Raw genomic sequence first — 19,657 nt, 5'->3', positions numbered from 1 at the left:
AGCCGTTTACGCCACTAAGCCTTCAGAGGGTTCTTCGTCCAGGAAGTCTTCCTCCTTGCTGATCGGCTGCACGAACGTTTCGCTCGTATGGCTGAAATCGAGCGAAGCGATGTAGGCGTTGAGATCGTCCAGAGTAATGGAGTTGAGGATGTCGAGGTCTTCAAACGGATCCCCCAGACCGAAGCCGTAGCGAACGGTTGCGGACGCCAGACCGTCAAAGTTGTCGTACATGCGAATGGCGCTTGCTTTGTCCCGGATCAGAACGGATTCGAAAATTTCCTGGGAGAGCGGCTGCTTCTTGTTGAGAATTTCACTCATCGTCCAGCAAAATTCTTCCGGTCGATCGCTCTGCGCGTAAATCAGAATGTAGGCGTGATCGTCATCAAGATCCGCTTCGGCACCGAAGATCGATCCGATGATTTTCTGATCGATCCAGTTCTGGCATTCCGGATTCAGCGTGGAAAAGCGTCCGTTCAGCCACAGGTTCAGCATGTAGTCCTTGCGAATCTGATCGCGGGTATCGCCCGTGAGCGGCTTCATCTTGACGCCCAGGCAGACGTAGGTCAGATCCACGTCCATCGGGATGATGGCCTTGCGCCGGCACACGTCTTCCGGCTCTTCAGGGAGCACTTTTCTGGAAGGAACCGCCAGCTTCGCCGGGTATTCCTTTTCCTTGTTTTCGATCCAGTCCATAAGCGGGTCGAGATCGTGACCGGTCACGCCGACCAGAACGAGATTGGACGGGTCGTACCAGGTCTCGTAAAACGCCTTCAGATCTTCCGGTTTCATGTTCTGAATGTCTTCCGGGCGGCCGAGAATTTCCTCGCGCATCGGATGATTGACGTACAGCGAGGAAAAGGTTTCCCGCAGCAGGCGCATTTCCGGCTCCTGCTCGTACTGCGAGTACTCGGAAAGGATAATTCCCTTTTCCTTATTGACGCTCGCTTCATCGATGTCGAGCGTCTGAACAAAATCGATCAGGATATCGAGGGGCGGAATCGGATCGTCGTTGGTCCAGATGTAGTAGCACGTTTCGTTATAGGACGTGTAGGCGTTGCTTTTGGCCTGTACGGCGGCGAGATCGTACGTCACGTCTTTTCCGTTCAGGCGGAACATCTGGTGTTCCAGAAAGTGGGCACAGCCCTGCGGATGATCGATCCGCTCGCCGTTGAGATCATCGCTCAGATTTGTACTTCCCGCGGGAATGCCGATCATGAAGAGCGAACGGGCGTAATCGGGTTTATGAATGAGAATGACTTTCATGCCGTTGGCAAGCGTCTTCTCTTTTCGTTCCATGTTAAGCGGCATACTGCTCCTTTCCCTGCGGTCCTTTCGCTTCGGCCTGCATGACCGAAGACGTTACCGCGAGTTTCAGCTTGCCGGCTGCGCGGGCTACATCGTCAAGGGTAACGGCACGGACGCTTTCGATCACATCGCCGATATCGTCAGTGCGGTGCAGAATCTGGTTCAGGAATTCCTGTTCAATCATGCGCGCGGCACTATCCGACTGGCCCTTAAGGCTGTCGATCATTTCGGCTTTGACCATTTCAAAAGTCGCCGGATCCACTTCCTTGTTTTTCACCTGCTCCAGAATGTGACGGACGAGCTCTTCGACTTTAGGCAGCGCGCTGCGCGCCGCGCCGGTCGTGATGAGCAGCAGGCCGGAAAAGCGAACGAGCGATGTGCTGATCGAATAGCACAGGCTGTTTTTCTCGCGCACTTCTTCAAACAGAAGCGATACGGAGCTTCCGCCTAAAAGCGAGTCGAGAACAAGAAGCGCATAGTAGTCGTCATCGTCGGGAAGAATGTCCGTCGTGTACACCTGACAGAGGGCGCTCTGCGCGATTTCCCGCTCTTCGCTGACGCGAACAGGCGTTGGAAACGCTTCAACTTTTTCCCACGTTGTGTAAATGTCCTGCGAGTCGATGGATCTGTCGATATGGCGGCTGAATTCTTCCGAGAACGTACCGCAGCTGATCATTTCGCAGGGCGTCTTCATCAGTCTGGAGTACAGGCTGCGAATGTCTTCGAGGGTGACGCGGTCAATGTCTTCGATGGCGCCGCGGATCGGGATCGATACGGATTCGTAGTCCGTAAACGCCTGAAACGCCATTTCCAGCGAGCGCAGATCCGGCTGCTGGGCCATGGAGCTCAGGTTGAGACGCAGCAGATACTTGGCCTCGTCTAATACCGGCTGGGTAAGCAGCGGATGAAACAGGTGCTGGTCGAACAGATCGATCAGTAAAGCGGTATAGCTTTTTTCGCCGATCAGATTTTCCCGCAAAAAGCGCATGCCATATTCGATGCGCAAATAGTTGCCGTAGGCGCAGAGGCTGTATGCACAGCGGGTGCCGTACGCCATCGCACTGGCTTTGCCGGCGGCTTCGCGGCTGCTGTATTTCTCAGTACTTCGACTGAGCATGGCATTGAGCAGATTCCAGGATGTGATGTCTTTTCGCTCAAGAGGAACAAACCAGCGAACGCTCAGTGAAGTTTCAGTAAATTTTTCGGTTTTGATTTGTTTCATAAATGTTCTTTCGTTTCTCTAGTTTACCGTTCGAGAACCGGCTTTCTGGATTCAAAGACGGGATTCTTTTCCAGAAGAACCGCTCTCAAAACGAGCGCGTGAGTATCGAGTTTGCCTAAAAGATAAGGGGCAGTACCATTTTTGAAATCTTTAAAAACGGCTTTTCTTTCAATAGATCACCGCTAACACATTACCAAAGTTTGGAAATCCCGGGGAAATGAGCTCCTGATTCGGAAAGTCCAAAGATAGCAAAGGATAGACATTATACAATTAAGATTGTTTTAGTGCCATAAATATAGTTCGCCTATATTTTTGCGTTTCAAGTGAATACGGTGTTTACGCAGTCTGATCGTCTGGCGATGTTGTCTGACCGAAGCTTTTTTCTTTTTTGCGCTTCCTTATTCCTGTGCGATTCATATGCGCTGATAAATCTGCAGGGTATCCTGTTCCCTCCTCGTTTTGCGCACCCGTTCTGAAAATCCTCCTCCTTCGACCTGGCCCTTTCTGCAAGCGGTTTCACTCAAAAAGACGATACAAAAAGCCGGAATGAGCCTTTTTTCAAAACGCAGAAGGTTCATATCCGGCTAAGAATCGCTCTGTACGGGGATTTTCTATCCCGGCAGAACCAGGAATGGGATTTTATGCTTTTGCGGCTTAGAAGCCATGAAAAAAAGCCGCCAGCGAATTGCTGACAGCTTGAAGTTCATTTCTAGCGTACGTGAATGTAGCCAATCAGTACGGAAGTGCAGTTTACAGAGAAGAGAACGGTTGTGTTGCCGTTGAATCCGCCGTGTACTGCCATGCCGTTACCGGCATAAATTGCAACGTGTCCGCTGTAGATGATGATATCACCTGGAACAGGGTTGCTTGTCCAGTCACCGAGTACTGCGTAATCCTGAGGCCATCCGTGGAAGTTAATGCCGGCTGCCGCAAGAGAGTTGGTAACGAGCATCGTGCAGTCCTGGAATACGCCAAGCTGGCTCATGGCTGCCTGATAGATGGTGTTGGCCTTATCATAGGAAGGCGCTGGATCTGGTGTGGGTTCTACTGGAGCTGGATCCGGCTGCGGAGTCGGAGTTGGATCCGGGGTAACGATTGGATCGGAATAATCCGGCTGAGTATCAACAGGGGTCACAACGCCAGGTTCTTCGACAACGTCGTTAGGATCTGGTGCAGGTACTGTCGGCTCTGTTGTATCCAGAATTTCCGTATTGTCGGTTACAGGCGTATCTACCGGTGCTTCTGGTTCTACAGGAATCAGAGTTGCGACACCGTTTTCGTCTACGTTGTAGCCGTCGATTGTGGTGCTGGTCATCAGGGAACCGTCTGCGTTGAACGCGTAAGTGGTTCCGTCAACATCCTTCAGTGTATCGGTGTTAAGAACGCCGTTTTCGTTATAGTAGTAACGTCCGCCGTTTTCATCGCGCCAGCCAGTCTTTACAAGACCCTGGTCGTCGGAATAATAAACCGCTCCGTCAGCCTGAATCTCACCGATTACGGTACGTCCATTTTCGTCAAAATAGTAACGTCCGCCATCGAGATCCTTCCAGGAATTTTTTACAGCCTGTCCGTTTTCATCCAGGTAAAATTTTCCAGTTGCGTCGTTAACCCAAGTGGAAGCTACCGGGAATCCTTTTTCGTTGCTGTAGGTACCGTCTTCGTTCCAGCCGGCTGCAAGAGCACCACTCTGCTGGAAGTTATAGGTCATACCCTGGATTTCTGATTTGCCGGTTACGGCCTGACCGTTATTATCAAAGTAATAAGTTTCGTTATTGATATTCTGCCAGCCGCGCTGCATTTCTCCGTTCTGATCGAAATAGTATGTTGCGCCGTCGATTACCGTGAGACCTTTCGCTCTCTGGTGATCGTCAAATACATAATAACTTACTTCTCCATTGGAATGCCAGCCAGGCTGGACTTCGTAAGCATGAACGGTAGAAAGAATGGGGCCGGAAGCACAAAGACATAAGGCAACTGCCAAAAGTTTACTGTGTTTTTCAACAAAATTCATTTCTATCTCACCTCTTTTTCGAACATCCATACCTTAGCACGACTTATTTTGAGACGCAAAATTCCCCAAAAAATATCTTCGGAATTTCTTAAGAATTTCTAACGTGGTTTTTTCCTGAGGCCCTTTAAGTAAAGGACCTCAAAATAGTTTGTGGGAATTCGTGTGATAATTCATGAAATTTTGAAAGCAATTCGCACACTTCTCTATTCCATTTAGAACAACATAAATGATGTTTTTTTTTCAGAAGAAAATCGGATATCCAATATGTATGATTTCGTCAACCATAACGATTCATAAACGGCTTTTTCCCCGATTTTGACCCAATTGGGCCGTTTAAGGGACGTTCAAGGACAGACAAATACCCGAGTATGTCGGTTTTTGGACGATAAATTGGCTGGCCGCTATGAGCCAGAATCGCAAAATGGATGATTTTCCTCTTCTTTTCGGGGAGTTTGGCACCCTCATCCGGTCCGGTAAATTCTTAACGGCTGTTAACTTTTAAAGCCGGCCCTGTTTCCTTTCTTTTCGGCCTGCATACGGCAAGAGCTGCCTTTGTTCAGCCTTCAACCGATCCGTCAGACCATGGATCGAAAAGCCGTCCGCTCTTTCTATCGCTCTTTCTATATAGAAACGAAAGAGAAAGCCTCTCCATGCGCCTCACGCATTCCTAGCCCAGGATGTCCGGATGCCTGCAGACTCATCCCTGTACGCTTACTTCCTGCTCAGGCCCACACGTCTTTATTCTCTTCTTGGCAAACTCGTCTTCGTCAGGTGCTCAGTCGAGCGGCTGGATCCGGATCTTTCTGTATTTCTGTCTTCTCCTCCTGTATTCCCTACTTCCTGTATTTCCTATATAAGGAAAGGACCGGTTCGAAATGCGCCAGGCAGCGGGCTGTTTTCGGGTTTATTTGCGTCCAGAAAGGTATCGGATTGAACACGCCTCAGGATTAAGAAAGCCTATAGATTTTTATCCCTTTATATATTTTTATCCCTTTATATATAGAAAGGCATTGGAAAAAAGCGTCTCGTTTTATAAGCGAATAGCAACGGAATAACATAAAGACTTTGAGCGGAGGTCCATCAAAAAAAGCCGTCTGAACCAGGACAGGAAGGTTTCGCTTCATGTCTATTGTTCAGACAGCCATATGTGTTTTCTGTGAGCGGGTCGCAAAGGGTCATACAAGGTTTCTGCCGGGCGTGCAGTTCTGCCAGCAAACAGGAGAGGATGTTCTAGTCCTGTACAGGCGGCTGATAGTTTTCCAGAAAATCTTCGCCTTTGAGCTGCTCCGAAAAGGAGAGATTTGGATAATTTTGCTGGCGAAGCGCCTCATACACCATGATCGCCGTGCAGTTGCCCAGGTTGAGACTGCGCGCGTTGGGCACCATCGGCAGGCGCATGCACCTCTCGATATTGCGCTTGAGAATGGCTTTATCCACTCCCGTGCTTTCCTTGCCTAAAACAAAATAGACATCTTCATCCGGGTTGGAGAAGTCAAAGGAAGAAGGCGGCTGCTTGCCGTAACGGGTCAGAAAGAAGCAGCGCTCCTCGGGGTTTTTCGAAGCAAAATCGTCCCAGTTTTTATAAATGCGGATGTCCGCATCCTTTATATAATCCATACCTGCCCGCCGCAGATACTTGTCTTCAAACGTGAAGCCAAGCGGTTCGATCAGGTGCAGAACCGATCCCGTGGCCATACAGGTTCTTATTATGTTGCCAGTATTTGCCGGTATTTCGGGCTCATAAAGTACAACGTTAATCATTATTTGCACCTGACTTTTTCTTCCAGTCTTTCATCATCTGCTCCAGAGCATTGTGCCGATGACTGGCCGCGTTTTTCTTTTCCGGAGCAACGTTGGCGCTCGTCGTGCCAAATGGCGGATAGTAGAAAATCGGATCGTAGCCAAAGCCGTGTTCGCCTTCGATGCGATCATGAATCCGTCCTTCCATTACGCCGCGGTAGACGTGTTCGGTACCGTCCTCTTCGATCCAGGCGATGGCGCAGACGAAGCGGGCGGATCTTTCGTCGCCTTTTTTATCGGCAATCTCATCCAGAATCGCCTGATTCTTAATGTCGTAGCTGGTGTCTTCTCCCATGAAGCGGGCGGAATAAATGCCGGGGGCTCCGTTCAGGGCATCCACTTCCAGACCGGAGTCGTCCGAAAAGACGGAAGCCTTGACCAGCTTATGCAGAGCACGGGCTTTAATGAGCGCGTTTTCTTCAAAGGTTTTTCCGTCTTCTACAATTTCCGGTTCCTTCTCAAGATCTTTCAGGGTGCGAATCTGCACGTCCTTTCCGAGCATCTGCCCAAATTCTTCGGCTTTATGCGCGTTGCCGGTCGCAATCCAGACCGTTTTCATTGAGATTCCTTCTTTCCATATCGGTTTACCAAAGATTCAGTCGGCTTAATCTGAACCACGCATTTTGAGCTCGTATTCAGGATTCGCTGGCGGCTCTGCAAAAGCCGATGTTTCTCGTTTTCCGGGGGTATATTGCCGTTTTTGGATAGGCATCGGTCATTTTCGACACACTAACGGCGTTTTACGGCAAAATCAAGCTTCTACTTTCAGTGTACTGAGCGTTGTAAGCCCTTTTTCTTTCGGAAAGCAGCTGTCGATCGGCTTCGATTTTTTCTCTGGTAAAGCGGGACTGTCGTCCTGTTTTCGCTTTTACGTTTGCGGATTTCAAAAAGAGTCTATCAAAACGGCGGACATCTTCCTATTTAGAGTACTGCACATCCGGAAGAATCCAGAATTCGGACCGGAAGACGAACGCTTTTGATTTTGAAAACAGCGCCGCGAAAAAAAAGAAGACAGCTTTTGCGGCTGTCTTCTTCTCATTTTACTGGATCTTGAATCCGTCGCCGGTTCAGTTTTGCCACAGTTCCTTTTGCAAAACGGGTGCGGGCGTATTGAAATACGGCGAATGTTCAATGTTTTCGAAAATGAGAAATAACATGTACTGCTCAAACGTAAGGCCTAAAGACTGGGCTTTATCTTTCAGAAACTGTACATGTGCCTGTTCTTCGTTCATGACATGGCCCTCCACAAGCTCAGTGTAGGCAAAGCCTGAGGAAGGAAAAAGTCCAATGCCTGAACAAAGAAAGGACTGGCATTTTTATTTCTCAATCGTGTCTTACTTTACAAGCAGACCTTCCGGCAGTTTCATGCCAAAGACGTCGAGGAATTTGGTGATGTCTTCTTCTACATCAGCGGCTTTTTCAAAGTGGATGTTCTGCTGTGCCCAGGTCTTGGCTGCGAGTTTCGCATTTGGAACACCGAGTTTATCCGGTGTGAGCAGATCGACATCTTCTTCGATCTTGGCTTCGTCTGCCGTTTTCAGATAGTCAGCCATTTTGTCGATGGCATTCTGGTAATCTTTGGCGTGATCTTTCTTCACGAACAGAGCGGCCTGCGGATAGCCTTTCTGGCTGGTTTCGTGTTTTTCCTGCCAGAGCTGCTGCAGATCGGCCTGTACTTTCAGTTCGGTACCGTTTTCCTTGGCTTTGGCTACAGCACCAGCGGCTGCAGGCTGTGCAAGCAGAGCGGCATCCACTTTTCCGGAAACCAGAGCGGTAGACGCTTCGGCTACCGACGGATAGTATTCGCTGGTCGCCTGCAGATCCGGATAGACTTCATCAAAGACAAGTCCAGGAACAGCGCCTTCGCCAAACAGAGCGATTTTCATATCCGGCGCATTCCAGGTTTCATCGGCGCTGACTACATACAGGTTGCCCCAGGTCAGAACGCCTTCAAGCTGATAGGCTTCAGCTTCTTTCCAGGTTTTTACACCCAGGTTGATTGGAGCGACGATCATATCGTAGTCGCCCTCTTTCTTGGACAGTTCGCTGACCAGCAGATCCTGGCCTTCAACATATTCCACATCCGCGTCATCGACTTCGAGGCCAAGTGTAGCTAGAGCCGGTGCACCCTGCGGGCAGAGTACTTTCAAAGGTTCAGCAAGAGCCGTTTCCGATCCTTTGGACGATGTGGAAGATGCTTCGCTGCTGGATGCAGCAGGAGCTGGTGAGCTGCAGGCAGCCAGGCCGAGTGCGAGCAGTCCGCACAGGGCGGGTTTTAATCGATGGTAAAGAGACATTTGTCGTCAACCTCCTTCTTAAAGCGATCAAGAGCCTCATTGAGCGTCAGAGTTACCGCGTCCTTGCTTCCGGATTTACGGATGGTTACCGTTCCGGCTTCCATATCGCGGTCGCCGACAACAAGCTGATACGGAATTTTCTTCATCTGGGCTTCACGAATGCGGTAGCCGAGTTTCTCATTGCGATCATCGACGCTGACACGCATGCCGAGTTTTTCGAGGGCATCTGCCACTTCTCTGGCGTACGCCGCATGTTTTTCCTGATGAACCGGAATGACAACGAACTGTTTCGGGGCCAGCCACAGCGGGAAGTGACCGCCGAAGTGCTCAATCAGAATACCGATAAAGCGTTCGATGGATCCATAAATTACACGGTGCAGCATGAGCGGTGTTTTTCTCGAGCCGTCCGCATCTACGTAAGTGCATTCAAAACGTTCTGGCAGGTTCATGTCGAGCTGGATCGTTCCGCACTGCCAGTCACGGCCGAGGGAATCCTTGATATGGATATCCAGTTTCGGTCCGTAGAAGGCGCCGTCGCCCGGGTTTACGGTGTAGTCCTTGCCGGCTTTGACGCAGGCATCCGCGAGGGCTTTTTCGGATTTATCCCAGATTTCGATGGTTCCGATGTAGTCCTTTTCCGGACGAGTGGACAGTTCGATCGTGTACGGCAGACCGAATACGCCGTAAATCTGGTCGATCAGATCCAGAACGCCCTTAACTTCGGATTCGATCTGATCCGGAGTTACGAAAATATGCGCATCATCCTGGGTAAACGTACGAACGCGGAACAGACCGTTCAGCGCGCCGGACGCTTCGTGGCGGTGAACCTGACCCAGTTCGCCGATTCGCAGCGGCAGATCCTTGTAGGAGTGCAGGTCGTTGTTATAGACGAGCAGCGCACCCGGGCAATTCATAGGCTTGATGGCAAAATCGCGGTCGTCCACTTTGGATGTGTACATGTTGTTCTTGTAGTGATCCCAGTGGCCGGAGCGTTCCCAAAGTTCACGGGACATCATGATTGGTGTCTTGATGAACTTGTAACCGTTTTTGGCATGAATGTCGTACCAGTAGTTTTCAAGCAGATTCCGCAGAATCATACCATCCGGCAGGAAAATCGGCATACCTGGTGCATATTCCGAAACCGTAAACAGGTTCATTTCACGGCCAAGTTTCTTGTGGTCGCGTTTTTTCGCTTCTTCGAGCGCTGCCAGATAGTCGTCGAGCTGTTCCTTGGTATCAAAGGCAATACCGTAAACACGCTGAAGCATTTTGTTGTTCTTGTCGCCTTTCCAGTAGGCGCCGGAGTGCTTGAGCAGTTTTACGTTTTTCAGTTCTTTCACGGAATCCACGTGCGGTCCGCGGCAGAGGTCGGTAAATTCACCCTGCGAATAGACGGTGATGTTTCCGTCTTCGAGTCCGTCGATCAGATCTTCCTTGTACAGATCGTCCGCGAACATTTCACGGGCTTCTTCCTTGGACACTTCGCGGCGAACAATGCGCTTGCCGTCCTTGGCGATCTTCTTCATTTCCTTTTCGATTTTGACGAGGTCTTCATCGGTCAGACTGACATCGCCAAGATCCATATCGTAGTAGAAGCCATCGCTGATGACCGGTCCAACCCAGAACTTTGCCTGAGGATACAGACGTTTCACTGCCTGCGCCATCAGATGGGCTGCAGAATGGTTCAGCGTAGAAAGATGTTCATCTTCAAGAATGTTGATGAGTTCCATAACAGTTTCTGTCCTTTCTTGCGAGTGTGATTTCATGCCTGTCGAATCTGTTCCGCTCTCCGACAGACGCTTTGCCTTTTGGGCATAAAAAAACGGCAGGAATCCATAAGGACGCCTGCCGTGCGCGGTACCACCTTAGTTCAGACTGCTTCTTTCTTCCAGCAATGAAATGCGTTCGATCTTCATGTCGAACAAGAATCCGATCGTTTGAATTCGATATCCAGCGGATCGGGTGGAACAGGAAGAACCATTGACGAAACAGCCAGCTCTTGACGCCTTAACGCGGACGAACGGCACACCTTTTCAGGGGCGATTCCAAGGGAGTAATCTTCCGGTTCTTCAAAGAGCTCGCATCGACCGCTCTTCTTTCTGGATCCAAATCTCGGAAAACCATGTCCTTTTCAGCATCGTTGCCCTGATTATAAGGCGCTCTGTGAACTTCTGTCAAAACGATGCCCGCACCATGCAGACTTTCCCAGAGCTTTTGTGCGAACCGGCAAAAGATAGAAAGCGGCTTCTACTTTGCCGGTCTGAATGCACCTTATCGGCGGCGAAAGCGGCGGGTCAGAACAGGAACCGCACAGAGGACTGCCGCCAGCGTTGCCGCTGCCGCAAACAGCCATTCCGCCGGAAAACCTGGCATCGTCAAGCCGTCTGGAAAGAGCAGGATTTCGATCGCCGACTGCACATGGGCGATCAGAACCAGGATCGAAAAGCCGAAGACTACAGCCAGCGCAGCGATGCCGGCTTCGAGCAGAGCGATTTTCTTTCCGGATTTTTCGATGGTACCCGTAAGCAAAGAAGATTTGTTTTTCATAGTTGTACACCTCATCCTTCTCTTTTCGAAAAGAAACCGGCTTTCGATCGACCTTTGAGGAAGGATCGAACCGCTTTCTTTCTTTACCTGCATTTTACCGGCCGTAAACGAGGCCCTTTGGGATGGGGTGAATTTGGCAGAAATCGTTTAGCGCTTTGCTTCTTTCAGTTTCTTTCGCAGGGCACGAAGCTTCTCCTTGTCGTCATTGGAAATGCGCAGGCTTTCCACGCACTTGGCGATCGCCCGCAAACGAACATCCCGAGAAATCGCTGGATCCTCCAGAATGGACCAGGCCAGATCCGGCTTGTAAATCATCACTTCACAAAGCATCCAGCCCTTTATGTCGATCAGCTGTTTCGTGTCGTTTTGCCCTTTCGCCTGCAAAGCCAGATCGACCCATTGTCTGGCATCCGGCCGTTTTGGGGCCCGCTTTAAAATCCAGAGGAGACCAAGGCGCACAGCGTATTCGTTTTCGTTTTGGAGAAAATCGCTGGCCATGCTCAGCAGATCTTCATCGCTTAAATACCGAAAGCTCAGTCCGTCCGTAATCGCCCAGGATGTGCAGGCACACAGAAAATCTTCTGCGGCGCTTCTGGCTTCCTGTGGATCTCGAAGTTCATTGAGAAGACGAACGTGCAAAAGATCTTCTTCGTAATAGAGATGCGGCTTTTCCTGAAGAAATGCTGTCTTTTGCACCGGGGTCATTTTCTTTTTAATCGCATCCAGGTCCCCGACCCGAACGCCAAGAACGCGGGACGAATCGATCGTCGGCGTCAGCGAAGCGGAAAAGGCGGCCCGTCTGGGATTGGCGTACGCTTCGATCTGCGTACGAATGGGCAGCCTTTCTCTCGTTTCATCCAGCTCTTGTACGGGATCGTGTGCCTGTTCGTATACTTGCTCGTATACATGACCGCACATTGGCTCGTGTCCTTGTTCTTTTTCTGCATGAGCTTTCATGGCCTTTCTTCCTTTCTTTTTCGCCAATTCGTAATTGGAAATCCTCATTCTCTACAATATATATATTCGTCCAGATCCGTTGGCTTTTTCGTCGGCTCTATGCGGCGCATCCAGACGCTTTTGGAACGCTTTTATCCGCTTCGAGTTTCTTGTGAACTGCCCTTTGACTGGGCTTCAATTCAGCTTCGATTCGGCCTCGATCCTGCATCTGTCATCGATCCGATTGCATTCTCTCTTCTGGATGATATCCTGAAAAAATGGATATCTTAAAACGTACCGCCGAACTTCTCGGCCTGCCTGAGCGTCAGGTTCAGGCTGCACACGATCTGCTCGAAGAAGGAGCCACCATTCCTTTTATCGCCCGCTATCGCAAGGAGCAGACCGGTTCTCTCGATGAGGACCAGCTGCGAAACATTGAACAGACCTGGAAATACCAGACCGCTCTGCAGGAGCGAAAGGAAACCGTTCTGGCCGCGCTTCAGGAAAAAAGCGTTCTGAACGACGATTTGAAAAAAGCCGTTCTCGATGCTGCAACTCAGGCGGAGCTGGAAGAAATTTATCGTCCCTACAAGGAAAAGCGCAAAACCAAAGCATCCGCCGCGATCGAAGCCGGGTTTGGTCCGATTGCGGATTCTCTGTTCGAACTCAAAACCCGTCCGGATACGCTTGATGACGATACCCTCGAACAGGCCGGCTACATTCTCGCCGAACGCATTGCCAACACCCCTGCCGTCCGTCAGGCCGTTCGCAAGGAGCTTCTTGAAAAAGAATCCCTGACGAGCACGCTGAAAAAAGATGCCGAAGATCCGCAGGGCATTTATGAAATGTTCTACGACTTCACCAATCCGATCAAAACCATTCCGCACCATCGCGTCCTCGCTATGGACCGGGCGGAAAAGGAAAAAGTCATCACCGTATCCATTACCAGCGACAACGAAGACATCGAACGCCGGATCCGGCAGATCCTTTTTGGCCGCAAGCCGGTCAGCGACTGGATGATGGCCGTCATTCATGACGCGCTCATCCGTCTCATTCTGCCTTCCGTCAAACGCGAAATCCGCAGTGAGCTGCGCGAAAACGCACACAAAAAAGCCATTCAGGGCTTTGCATCCAATCTCGAACACCTGCTCATGGCTAGACCGTTAAAAGGACAGGTCATTCTCTCATGGGATCCAGGCTACCTGAACGGATGCAAGCTGGCCGTTCTTTCCAAAGAAGGCAGCCTGCTCCATACGTGCGTCGTCTATCCGTTCAAGCACGGATCCAAAGTGGCTCCGGAAGCCCGCTTTTATCAGGAAGCCGTCGCAAAAACGAAGGAACTGCTGCGCCGCTTCCATCCCACGCTGATCGTCATCGGCAACGGTACTGCCAGTCAGGAATCGATCGAACTGATTTCTTCGATTCTTCCCGAATTCCCGGAAGTTTCCTATGTGATCGGAAACGAAGCCGGCGCTTCGGTTTACTCCGCTTCCCCGCTGGCCAAGGAAGAATTCCCGGATCTGCCCGTCGAAGAGCGTTCCGCCATTTCCATCGGGCGTCGCATACAGGATCCGCTTTCCGAACTCGTGAAAATCGATCCCCAGTCTCTGGGCATTGGCGAATACCAGCACGATGTGTCCCAGAAGCAGCTGCGCGAAACGCTCGACTTTGTAACCGATAAAGTCGTTAACCGCGTCGGTGTCAACGTCAACACGGCTTCCGTCAGCCTGCTTCGCCATATCGCCGGTCTGAAAAAGCCGCAGATCAGCAAAATCCTGAAAGCCAGAGAAAACCGTCCGTTTACAGACCGTACGGAACTGGCGAGTCTGCTTTCCGATACGATTTATGAGCAGAGCATCGGCTTTTTGCGCATTCACTCCGGATCGAACCCGCTTGATAACACCGGCATTCATCCCGAAAGCTATCCGTTAGCCGCCCGGATTCTGGAAAAAACGAATCTGTCTTTAAACGACATGCACAGCGATGGGTTTTCCAGAACGCTCAAATCCCTGAATGCGCAGCGTCTGTCTCAGGAACTGGGCAGCGATCCGTATACGGTAAGCGACATTTTAAGCGAACTCGCCTCCCCCGGACTCGACCCGCGTGACGCGCTCGATGGCCCGATTCTGAAGAAAGGCATTTTGCATCTGGAAGATTTGCAGCCGGGAATGGAAATGGAAGGCACCGTCCGCAACGTCACAAGCTTCGGCGCGTTCGTCGACATTGGAGTTCATGAAGACGGTCTGGTCCATATTTCCCAGCTGGCAGACCGCTTTGTCAAAGATCCCAATGAGATCGTTCATGTCGGTCAGGTCGTACGCACCCGCATTCTTGAAGTCGATCCCAAGCGCAAACGGATTGCACTGACCATGCGCAGTCAAACGGCACCGGAAGCTTCGAATCGTTCCGCCGATCGCAAAAATCGCAGACTGCCAAAACGTCGATAGACGAAACAAAGGCAGGCAAAACGAAAATAAGCCAAAATAACATCAAAAAAAAACAGTCCTCGATTGCAGGAAGCGTTTGATCGCGTACCCGCAAAGAGGACTGTTTTTGTATGTTCAACTATCTGAATGCTCCGATATCTGGATGCTTCGAGTCACGACTCAGGCTTTTTCTTTTTTAAGCAGCTGATCGATGGTCGGACCCTGACGAAGACTGGGAAGCAGAGCCGACATGCCTGCATAAATATTGAGCAGGCAGAAGACGAGGAAGAAGAGGCCGCTGGCTTTGTTCATGTACGGAATTTTTGTCAGCAAGTCGATTCCGCCTGTTACAAAGCCCATGCCCGAGCAGAACATGGCCAGCGAACGATACGCCGGTGCCTTTCGCGTGGCCGGAATGATCGCGACCAGATACAGACCCGCAAACAGCTGAACCACCCCGAAAAACGTCGGCTGAATCGAAAAGGAAATCACGTCATGCAAAGACTGGAGCGAGAGCGTAGATCCTGCAAACAGACCAAAGCAGACCGCGAAAATCAGATTAAGCGAACCGTAAGGCGAACCTTTAAACATATTGATCAGGGCACTGCAGTAAAAGATAATGCCAAGAACGATACGAATAATACCGGCAGACATCACCGAATCATCGCCCAGACCGAAAAACGGAATGGCAAAGCTCAGGCTGCCAAACGTCGCGCAAATAAAGGCGACAATCATATCCGGGCTGCTCAGGCGTTCCTGACGCGGATGAAGCGGTTCTTTACTCGTCTTATCCGCTTTGGATTTCGGATAGGACGGCAGACCGGCTGTCTTCTCGCTTTCCTTAAAGAAGGATTTGCCTTCCGGCAGCGGAAAGCCAAACTCTTCGTACAGTCTGGACAGACCATAGTAAAAACTGAGCATCGCAAAGACAAACATCAGCCAGCCGCCAAGGACGAGAACGCCATGGAGTTCGAACGTATCACCGATGCCCAGGCAGAGCAGACCGAGGCCGACAATCAGTGTCCGCAGAAAAATATAGCCAGGCTGCATTCTTCTCCGCCAGGCAGCGCTGATCGTTAAGATAGCACCAATCATATACATGACCCCATAGAGGACCGGATGATACGGGGCGCCGATTACGCGCATGCCTAAGGCAACCAGCGTATCCACACCGGGAATAAATCCGAGAAGAATGGTTGCGAGAAGGTTGGTATTGCCGCGCGAAAAACCGCGGACCATGTTAATTAAAGAAGCAATCAGCGTACCCGCCGAAAGCAGCAGCCAGACCATGCTCAAGGAAAAGAGCGTCAGGTTGTCAATCGACGGAAATACCGAGACGTACCAGATCAGCAAGGCGAAAATCGCAAAGAAAAAGGCCAGGGCGCCATCTGGCGAAGCAATAGTAGAGCGTTTCATATGGATCTCCTATCCAGTCTCAAAACTGGATCGTTTAATTTTGTCCTGCCAAATGACGCCCTGTTCGCCCTCAGGCCTGATCCGGCAGAAAATGAAAAATCCGGGAAAGTCCCGGATTCTGCATGCTTAGCGTACCGATTTGGATTCGATCTGAATCGTACGTTTTACGATGTACCAGAAACCGTTGACTTTTACCAGCGAGTCAAGATAGTACACATATTCATCGGTGGTGACGATTGGATCGTTCGTGCGGGTTTTCACGATGCAGCTGGTAGCCGCTGTCGCACTCTGATCGAGATGAATCAGATCCACAACTGTGGAGCCGCTGTTATGGAAAATCAGATCATACTTTTCCATATGGCTGGCAATGTGTTCGCGGATAGCTTCTCTTCCGGTTAAATCGACCGCAGCCTTTCCATCTTCTTCAATCGTGAATTCTGCGTCGGCAGAAAAGGCTTCAAGGACTTTATTCAGATCCTTTTTGTCCAGATTTCTGGAAACCTCACCGATCAGTTCGGCGATCTCCAGCTTGTTTTCATGTTCTTTCATATGGATCCCTCCTTCTTCTATGATAGGAAAAACCACGCGATTGCGATCGAATGGTGCCCGCGTCCGCTCTTTCCTTCAAAAAAGCCGGGGCTGATTATTTCAGCTCCGGCGTATTGAGACGGTATTTGCGCGTACGCAGGGCACGCATGGAATTGAGAATGCAGAGAACGGAAACACCGACATCGGCGAATACAGCGCCCCACATGTTGACGATACCCAGTGCGCCAAGCACGAGCATCAGAATTTTAACGAAGATCGCGAAAATGATGTTCTCGCGGGCAATCTTCAGGGTGTTGCGGGAAATACGAATGGCGGTAATCAGCGAATCGAGCTGATCGTCCATCAGAACAACGTCCGCGGCTTCAATGGCCGCATCGCTGCCCAGGCCGCCCATTGCAATACCGACATCGGCCATGCCCAGTACCGGCGCGTCGTTAATGCCGTCGCCGACATAGGCGGTAATGCCTTCCTTGTTCTGAAGAATCTTTTCCAGCCATTCGACTTTCTGCTCCGGCAGAAGCTGGGCGTGTACTTCGTCAATGCCAGCCTGTGTGGCTACCGCTTCGGCGACACCTTTGGCATCACCGGTAAGCATGACGAATCGTTTTACGCCATATTTGCGAAGCAGATCGGTAACGGTTCTGGCTTCTTCTTTGGGCTCGTCAGCAACTTCAATCACTCCGGCAAGTTTCTGATCGCAGGCGGTGTAAACCACAGTTCCAAAGCCAGATCCTTTCGGCAGGTCATCGGCCGGAATGCCTAATGAAAGCATCAGCTTTTCATTGCCGACGGCAACCGATTTTCCATCGATCTGAGCAATGATGCCTTTACCGGCGACTTCTTCGACATTGGAAACGCCCTCTTTCGGGTTTTCCAGTCTGGCCGCACGCTCAATGCTTAAGGCAATCGGGTGCGTCGAATACGATTCCGCTTTCGCGCAGAGTTGTAAAAGCTCTTCGCGCGGTATGGATACCGGGGTAATCGATGTGACTTCAAACGTACCTTTAGTCAGCGTTCCGGTCTTATCGAAAACAATGGTTTTGACATCGGCCAGATCCTGCAGATATGTACTTCCCTTAACGAGAATGCCGCAGCGGGAAGCGCCGCCAATTCCGCCAAAGAAAGCCAGAGGTACGGAAATAACCAGAGCACACGGGCACGAAATAACGAGGAATTCCAGTGCGCGGTAAACCCAGGTTGCCCATTGTCCTGTGATCAGCGAAGGGATAATCGCCAGAGCGATGGCACTGCATACAACAATTGGCGTGTAGACACGGGCAAATTTGGTGATGAACTGTTCGGAACGGCTCTTCTTGTCGGTCGCGTTTTCAACCAGATCGAGAATGCGGGAAACCGTCGAGTTCGAGAATTCCCGGCTGACTTTGACATGGAGCAGTCCGTTCTGGTTGATGCATCCGGAAATGACTTCGTCGCCAGGACGAACCGTTTTCGGAACGCTCTCGCCGGTCAGCGCGGACGTATCGATTGAACCGGTACCGGTAAGAACCGTACCGTCCAGAGGAATGCGTTCACCCGGTTTAATGACAATCGTCTGACCGACTTTGACTTCATCCGGATCGACTTCCTTCACGGAGCCGTCTTCTTCGACCAGGTTGGCATATTCCGGACGGATATCCATCAGTGCGGAAATGTTCTTGCGCGAGCGCTCCAGCGCGTAGGACTGGAACCATTCGCCGACCTGATAAAACAGCATAACCGCTACGGCTTCAGAGTATTCGCCAAGAGCGAAGGCACCCAGGCTGGCTAAGGTCATCAGGAAGTTTTCATCCATGAAGTCCTTGTTTTTAATGTTCTTGAGTGTTTTCTTGAGAACACCCCAGGAAATGTAAAGATAGATGGCCAGATAGAGAAGCGCCTGAAGAAGGGCTGGCCATTGAATCCAGATTGAAGAAAGCGCAAGCGCTGCATAGGCCGCCGCGCTGATCAGGATTTTCCTGAGATTTTTCTTTTGTTTCTTTGTCATAGCTATCTGTAGATCACAACGTCATCATCGATATACGCCATGCGCTTCGCGATGGATTCAATGATGGCTTTCTGTGATTCGGCCGGGGCTTCAATGACGAGTTTCTGCGTCATCAGATTGACCGAGCACTTTTCAACTCCTTCCGTCTGTTCTGCACAGCTCTGCAGTTTCGAAGCACAAGTGGGACAGTCCACTTCGATTTTGTATGTTTTCTTCATAACGTTCTCCTTTTATGACTATGTTTTTTTTATGACTATGTTTTCTTCCTGTTTCTGGGATACATTGAATCACTTATTAGTTGAACGATTGTTCAACTATTTACGTTTCTATTATATCGACTCTGCATGGGTTTGCAACAGAAACATCCCCATTTTCTGAACGGATTTGAATGGCCTTCTGGGGCGGGCTCTAGAGAATGATTTCGCGTAAAAAACGGATCATGCGGTATGATACAGGCATGAATACGCATGAACCTCTGTACGAAAGCCTGGATCAGGCAGCCGTAGAAAACGCCATTGAATCGCTTCCCTGTCCGGAAATTCTGGAACGGCTGGCGGATTTTTATAAAGTCATGGGCGATCAGACCCGGCTGAAAATTCTGATTGCGCTGGAAAAGAAAGAACTGTGCGTGTCGGATCTGTGCAATGTGATCGGCATGTCCCGTTCCGCGGTTTCCCATCAGCTCAAGGCGCTTAAAGCCGCCAAACTGATCCGCAGCCGGAAAGACGGAAAAGCTGTGTACTACTTCCTGGATGACGAACATATCCATTCCGTTGTGAAAGTGGCCCTCACCCACATTCTTGAAGAAGATTAGTTTCTTTTTCAAAGCCGCTTTGGTCCGCCGATTCCATTCGGTTTCCAACGCACAGAAAAATCCCCGAAAGATATCGGATTTCTCCTTTATCCTTCGGGGATTTCATTTTGTCTGGCAGCTTCCTATCTTTGCCTTGCGGCTATTGTCGGCGTTCTGCAGCTTAACTGACCGGGTTCGATATGTTTCCGGGTGTATCCTGCAGGCTATCGCCACCATACTTAGATTTTTTGAATGGATCTTCCAAAAACAAACATCAGTCTTCCAACATAACGATCTAACGCGATCGTTGGTTTCGTAGTGGCTTCTTGCGTATAGCTTTCTCGAATCTTAGATTAAGCTTTCGACCGATT

The 19,657-nt window shown here is 50.3% G+C and carries 16 protein-coding genes and 1 rRNA gene; 2 read left to right on the top strand and 15 right to left on the bottom strand.

Annotation, left to right across the window (positions count from 1 at the left end; genetic code table 11):
* Positions 1–6: 6 nt before the first annotated feature.
* The 10 genes from Afil_RS06010 to Afil_RS05965 all read right to left on the bottom strand — a co-directional run bounded on the left by Afil_RS06010 (position 7) and on the right by Afil_RS05965 (position 12,139).
* The gene (locus Afil_RS06010) at positions 7–1,308 is read right to left on the bottom strand and encodes a M16 family metallopeptidase (RefSeq protein WP_230267664.1); all 1,302 of its coding nucleotides are present in this window, start codon (positions 1,306–1,308) and stop codon (positions 7–9) included.
* The gene (locus Afil_RS06005) at positions 1,298–2,527 is read right to left on the bottom strand and encodes a M16 family metallopeptidase (RefSeq protein WP_230267663.1); all 1,230 of its coding nucleotides are present in this window, start codon (positions 2,525–2,527) and stop codon (positions 1,298–1,300) included. The genes Afil_RS06010 and Afil_RS06005 overlap by 11 nt, the downstream gene beginning before the upstream one ends.
* 709 nt (positions 2,528–3,236) lie before the next feature.
* Positions 3,237–4,538, bottom strand: coding sequence for an NlpC/P60 family protein (locus Afil_RS06000; RefSeq protein WP_230267662.1), 1,302 nt, complete (start codon positions 4,536–4,538; stop codon positions 3,237–3,239).
* Between the two features lie 1,230 nt (positions 4,539–5,768).
* Positions 5,769–6,299 (bottom strand): tRNA (cytidine(34)-2'-O)-methyltransferase, encoded by a 531-nt coding sequence (locus Afil_RS05995; RefSeq protein WP_230267661.1) that lies wholly within the window; start codon positions 6,297–6,299, stop codon positions 5,769–5,771.
* Entirely contained in the window at positions 6,292–6,897 is a 606-nt protein-coding gene (rdgB, locus tag Afil_RS05990) for an RdgB/HAM1 family non-canonical purine NTP pyrophosphatase (RefSeq protein ID WP_230267660.1), read from the bottom strand. The genes Afil_RS05995 and rdgB overlap by 8 nt, the downstream gene beginning before the upstream one ends.
* A gap of 508 nt (positions 6,898–7,405) precedes the next feature.
* Positions 7,406–7,570 carry a hypothetical protein gene (locus tag Afil_RS05985; protein ID WP_230267659.1) on the bottom strand — a complete coding sequence of 55 codons (165 nt, stop codon included), beginning with the start codon at positions 7,568–7,570 and terminating at the stop codon, positions 7,406–7,408.
* A 102-nt stretch (positions 7,571–7,672) separates the two neighbouring features.
* Positions 7,673–8,635 carry a hypothetical protein gene (locus Afil_RS05980; protein WP_230267658.1) on the bottom strand — a complete coding sequence of 321 codons (963 nt, stop codon included), beginning with the start codon at positions 8,633–8,635 and terminating at the stop codon, positions 7,673–7,675.
* Entirely contained in the window at positions 8,614–10,365 is a 1,752-nt protein-coding gene (gene thrS, locus Afil_RS05975; protein WP_230267657.1) for a threonine--tRNA ligase, read from the bottom strand. The genes Afil_RS05980 and thrS overlap by 22 nt, the downstream gene beginning before the upstream one ends.
* Before the next feature lie 541 nt (positions 10,366–10,906).
* The gene (locus Afil_RS05970) at positions 10,907–11,182 is read right to left on the bottom strand and encodes a hypothetical protein (RefSeq protein ID WP_230267656.1); all 276 of its coding nucleotides are present in this window, start codon (positions 11,180–11,182) and stop codon (positions 10,907–10,909) included.
* Positions 11,183–11,329: 147 nt separating this feature from the next.
* The gene (locus tag Afil_RS05965; RefSeq protein WP_230267655.1) at positions 11,330–12,139 is read right to left on the bottom strand and encodes a DNA alkylation repair protein; all 810 of its coding nucleotides are present in this window, start codon (positions 12,137–12,139) and stop codon (positions 11,330–11,332) included.
* 257 nt (positions 12,140–12,396) lie between these two features.
* Between Afil_RS05965 and Afil_RS05960 the strand changes: the two genes are divergently transcribed.
* Positions 12,397–14,565 carry a Tex-like N-terminal domain-containing protein gene (locus Afil_RS05960; RefSeq protein ID WP_230267654.1) on the top strand — a complete coding sequence of 723 codons (2,169 nt, stop codon included), beginning with the start codon at positions 12,397–12,399 and terminating at the stop codon, positions 14,563–14,565.
* A gap of 159 nt (positions 14,566–14,724) precedes the next feature.
* Here the strand turns inward: Afil_RS05960 and Afil_RS05955 are convergent, their stop codons facing one another.
* The 4 genes from Afil_RS05955 to Afil_RS05940 form a co-directional block, all read right to left on the bottom strand.
* The gene (locus Afil_RS05955) at positions 14,725–15,960 is read right to left on the bottom strand and encodes a hypothetical protein (RefSeq protein WP_230267653.1); all 1,236 of its coding nucleotides are present in this window, start codon (positions 15,958–15,960) and stop codon (positions 14,725–14,727) included.
* Between the two features lie 126 nt (positions 15,961–16,086).
* The gene (locus Afil_RS05950) at positions 16,087–16,509 is read right to left on the bottom strand and encodes a nuclear transport factor 2 family protein (protein WP_230267652.1); all 423 of its coding nucleotides are present in this window, start codon (positions 16,507–16,509) and stop codon (positions 16,087–16,089) included.
* 94 nt (positions 16,510–16,603) lie between these two features.
* Complete coding sequence (locus Afil_RS05945) at positions 16,604–18,493, bottom strand: heavy metal translocating P-type ATPase (protein WP_230267651.1); 1,890 nt, start codon at positions 18,491–18,493, stop codon at positions 16,604–16,606.
* A gap of 2 nt (positions 18,494–18,495) precedes the next feature.
* Positions 18,496–18,711: a cation transporter gene (locus Afil_RS05940; RefSeq protein WP_230267650.1), complete on the bottom strand. Its 216-nt coding sequence runs from the start codon at positions 18,709–18,711 to the stop codon at positions 18,496–18,498.
* Positions 18,712–18,932: 221 nt separating this feature from the next.
* Here Afil_RS05940 and Afil_RS05935 point away from each other — a divergent pair, with 221 nt between their 5' ends.
* Entirely contained in the window at positions 18,933–19,307 is a 375-nt protein-coding gene (locus Afil_RS05935) for an ArsR/SmtB family transcription factor (RefSeq protein WP_230267649.1), read from the top strand.
* A gap of 109 nt (positions 19,308–19,416) precedes the next feature.
* On the opposite strand, the gene rrf is transcribed toward Afil_RS05935, so the two are convergent.
* Positions 19,417–19,524, bottom strand: a 5S ribosomal RNA gene (gene rrf / locus Afil_RS05930).
* Positions 19,525–19,657 lie beyond the last annotated feature (133 nt).

The organism is Allobaculum fili, from assembly GCF_020969955.1.
Lineage (GTDB): Bacteria > Bacillota_I > Bacilli_A > Erysipelotrichales > Erysipelotrichaceae > Allobaculum > Allobaculum fili.
This window is presented reverse-complemented; position numbering and strand designations above follow the sequence as displayed.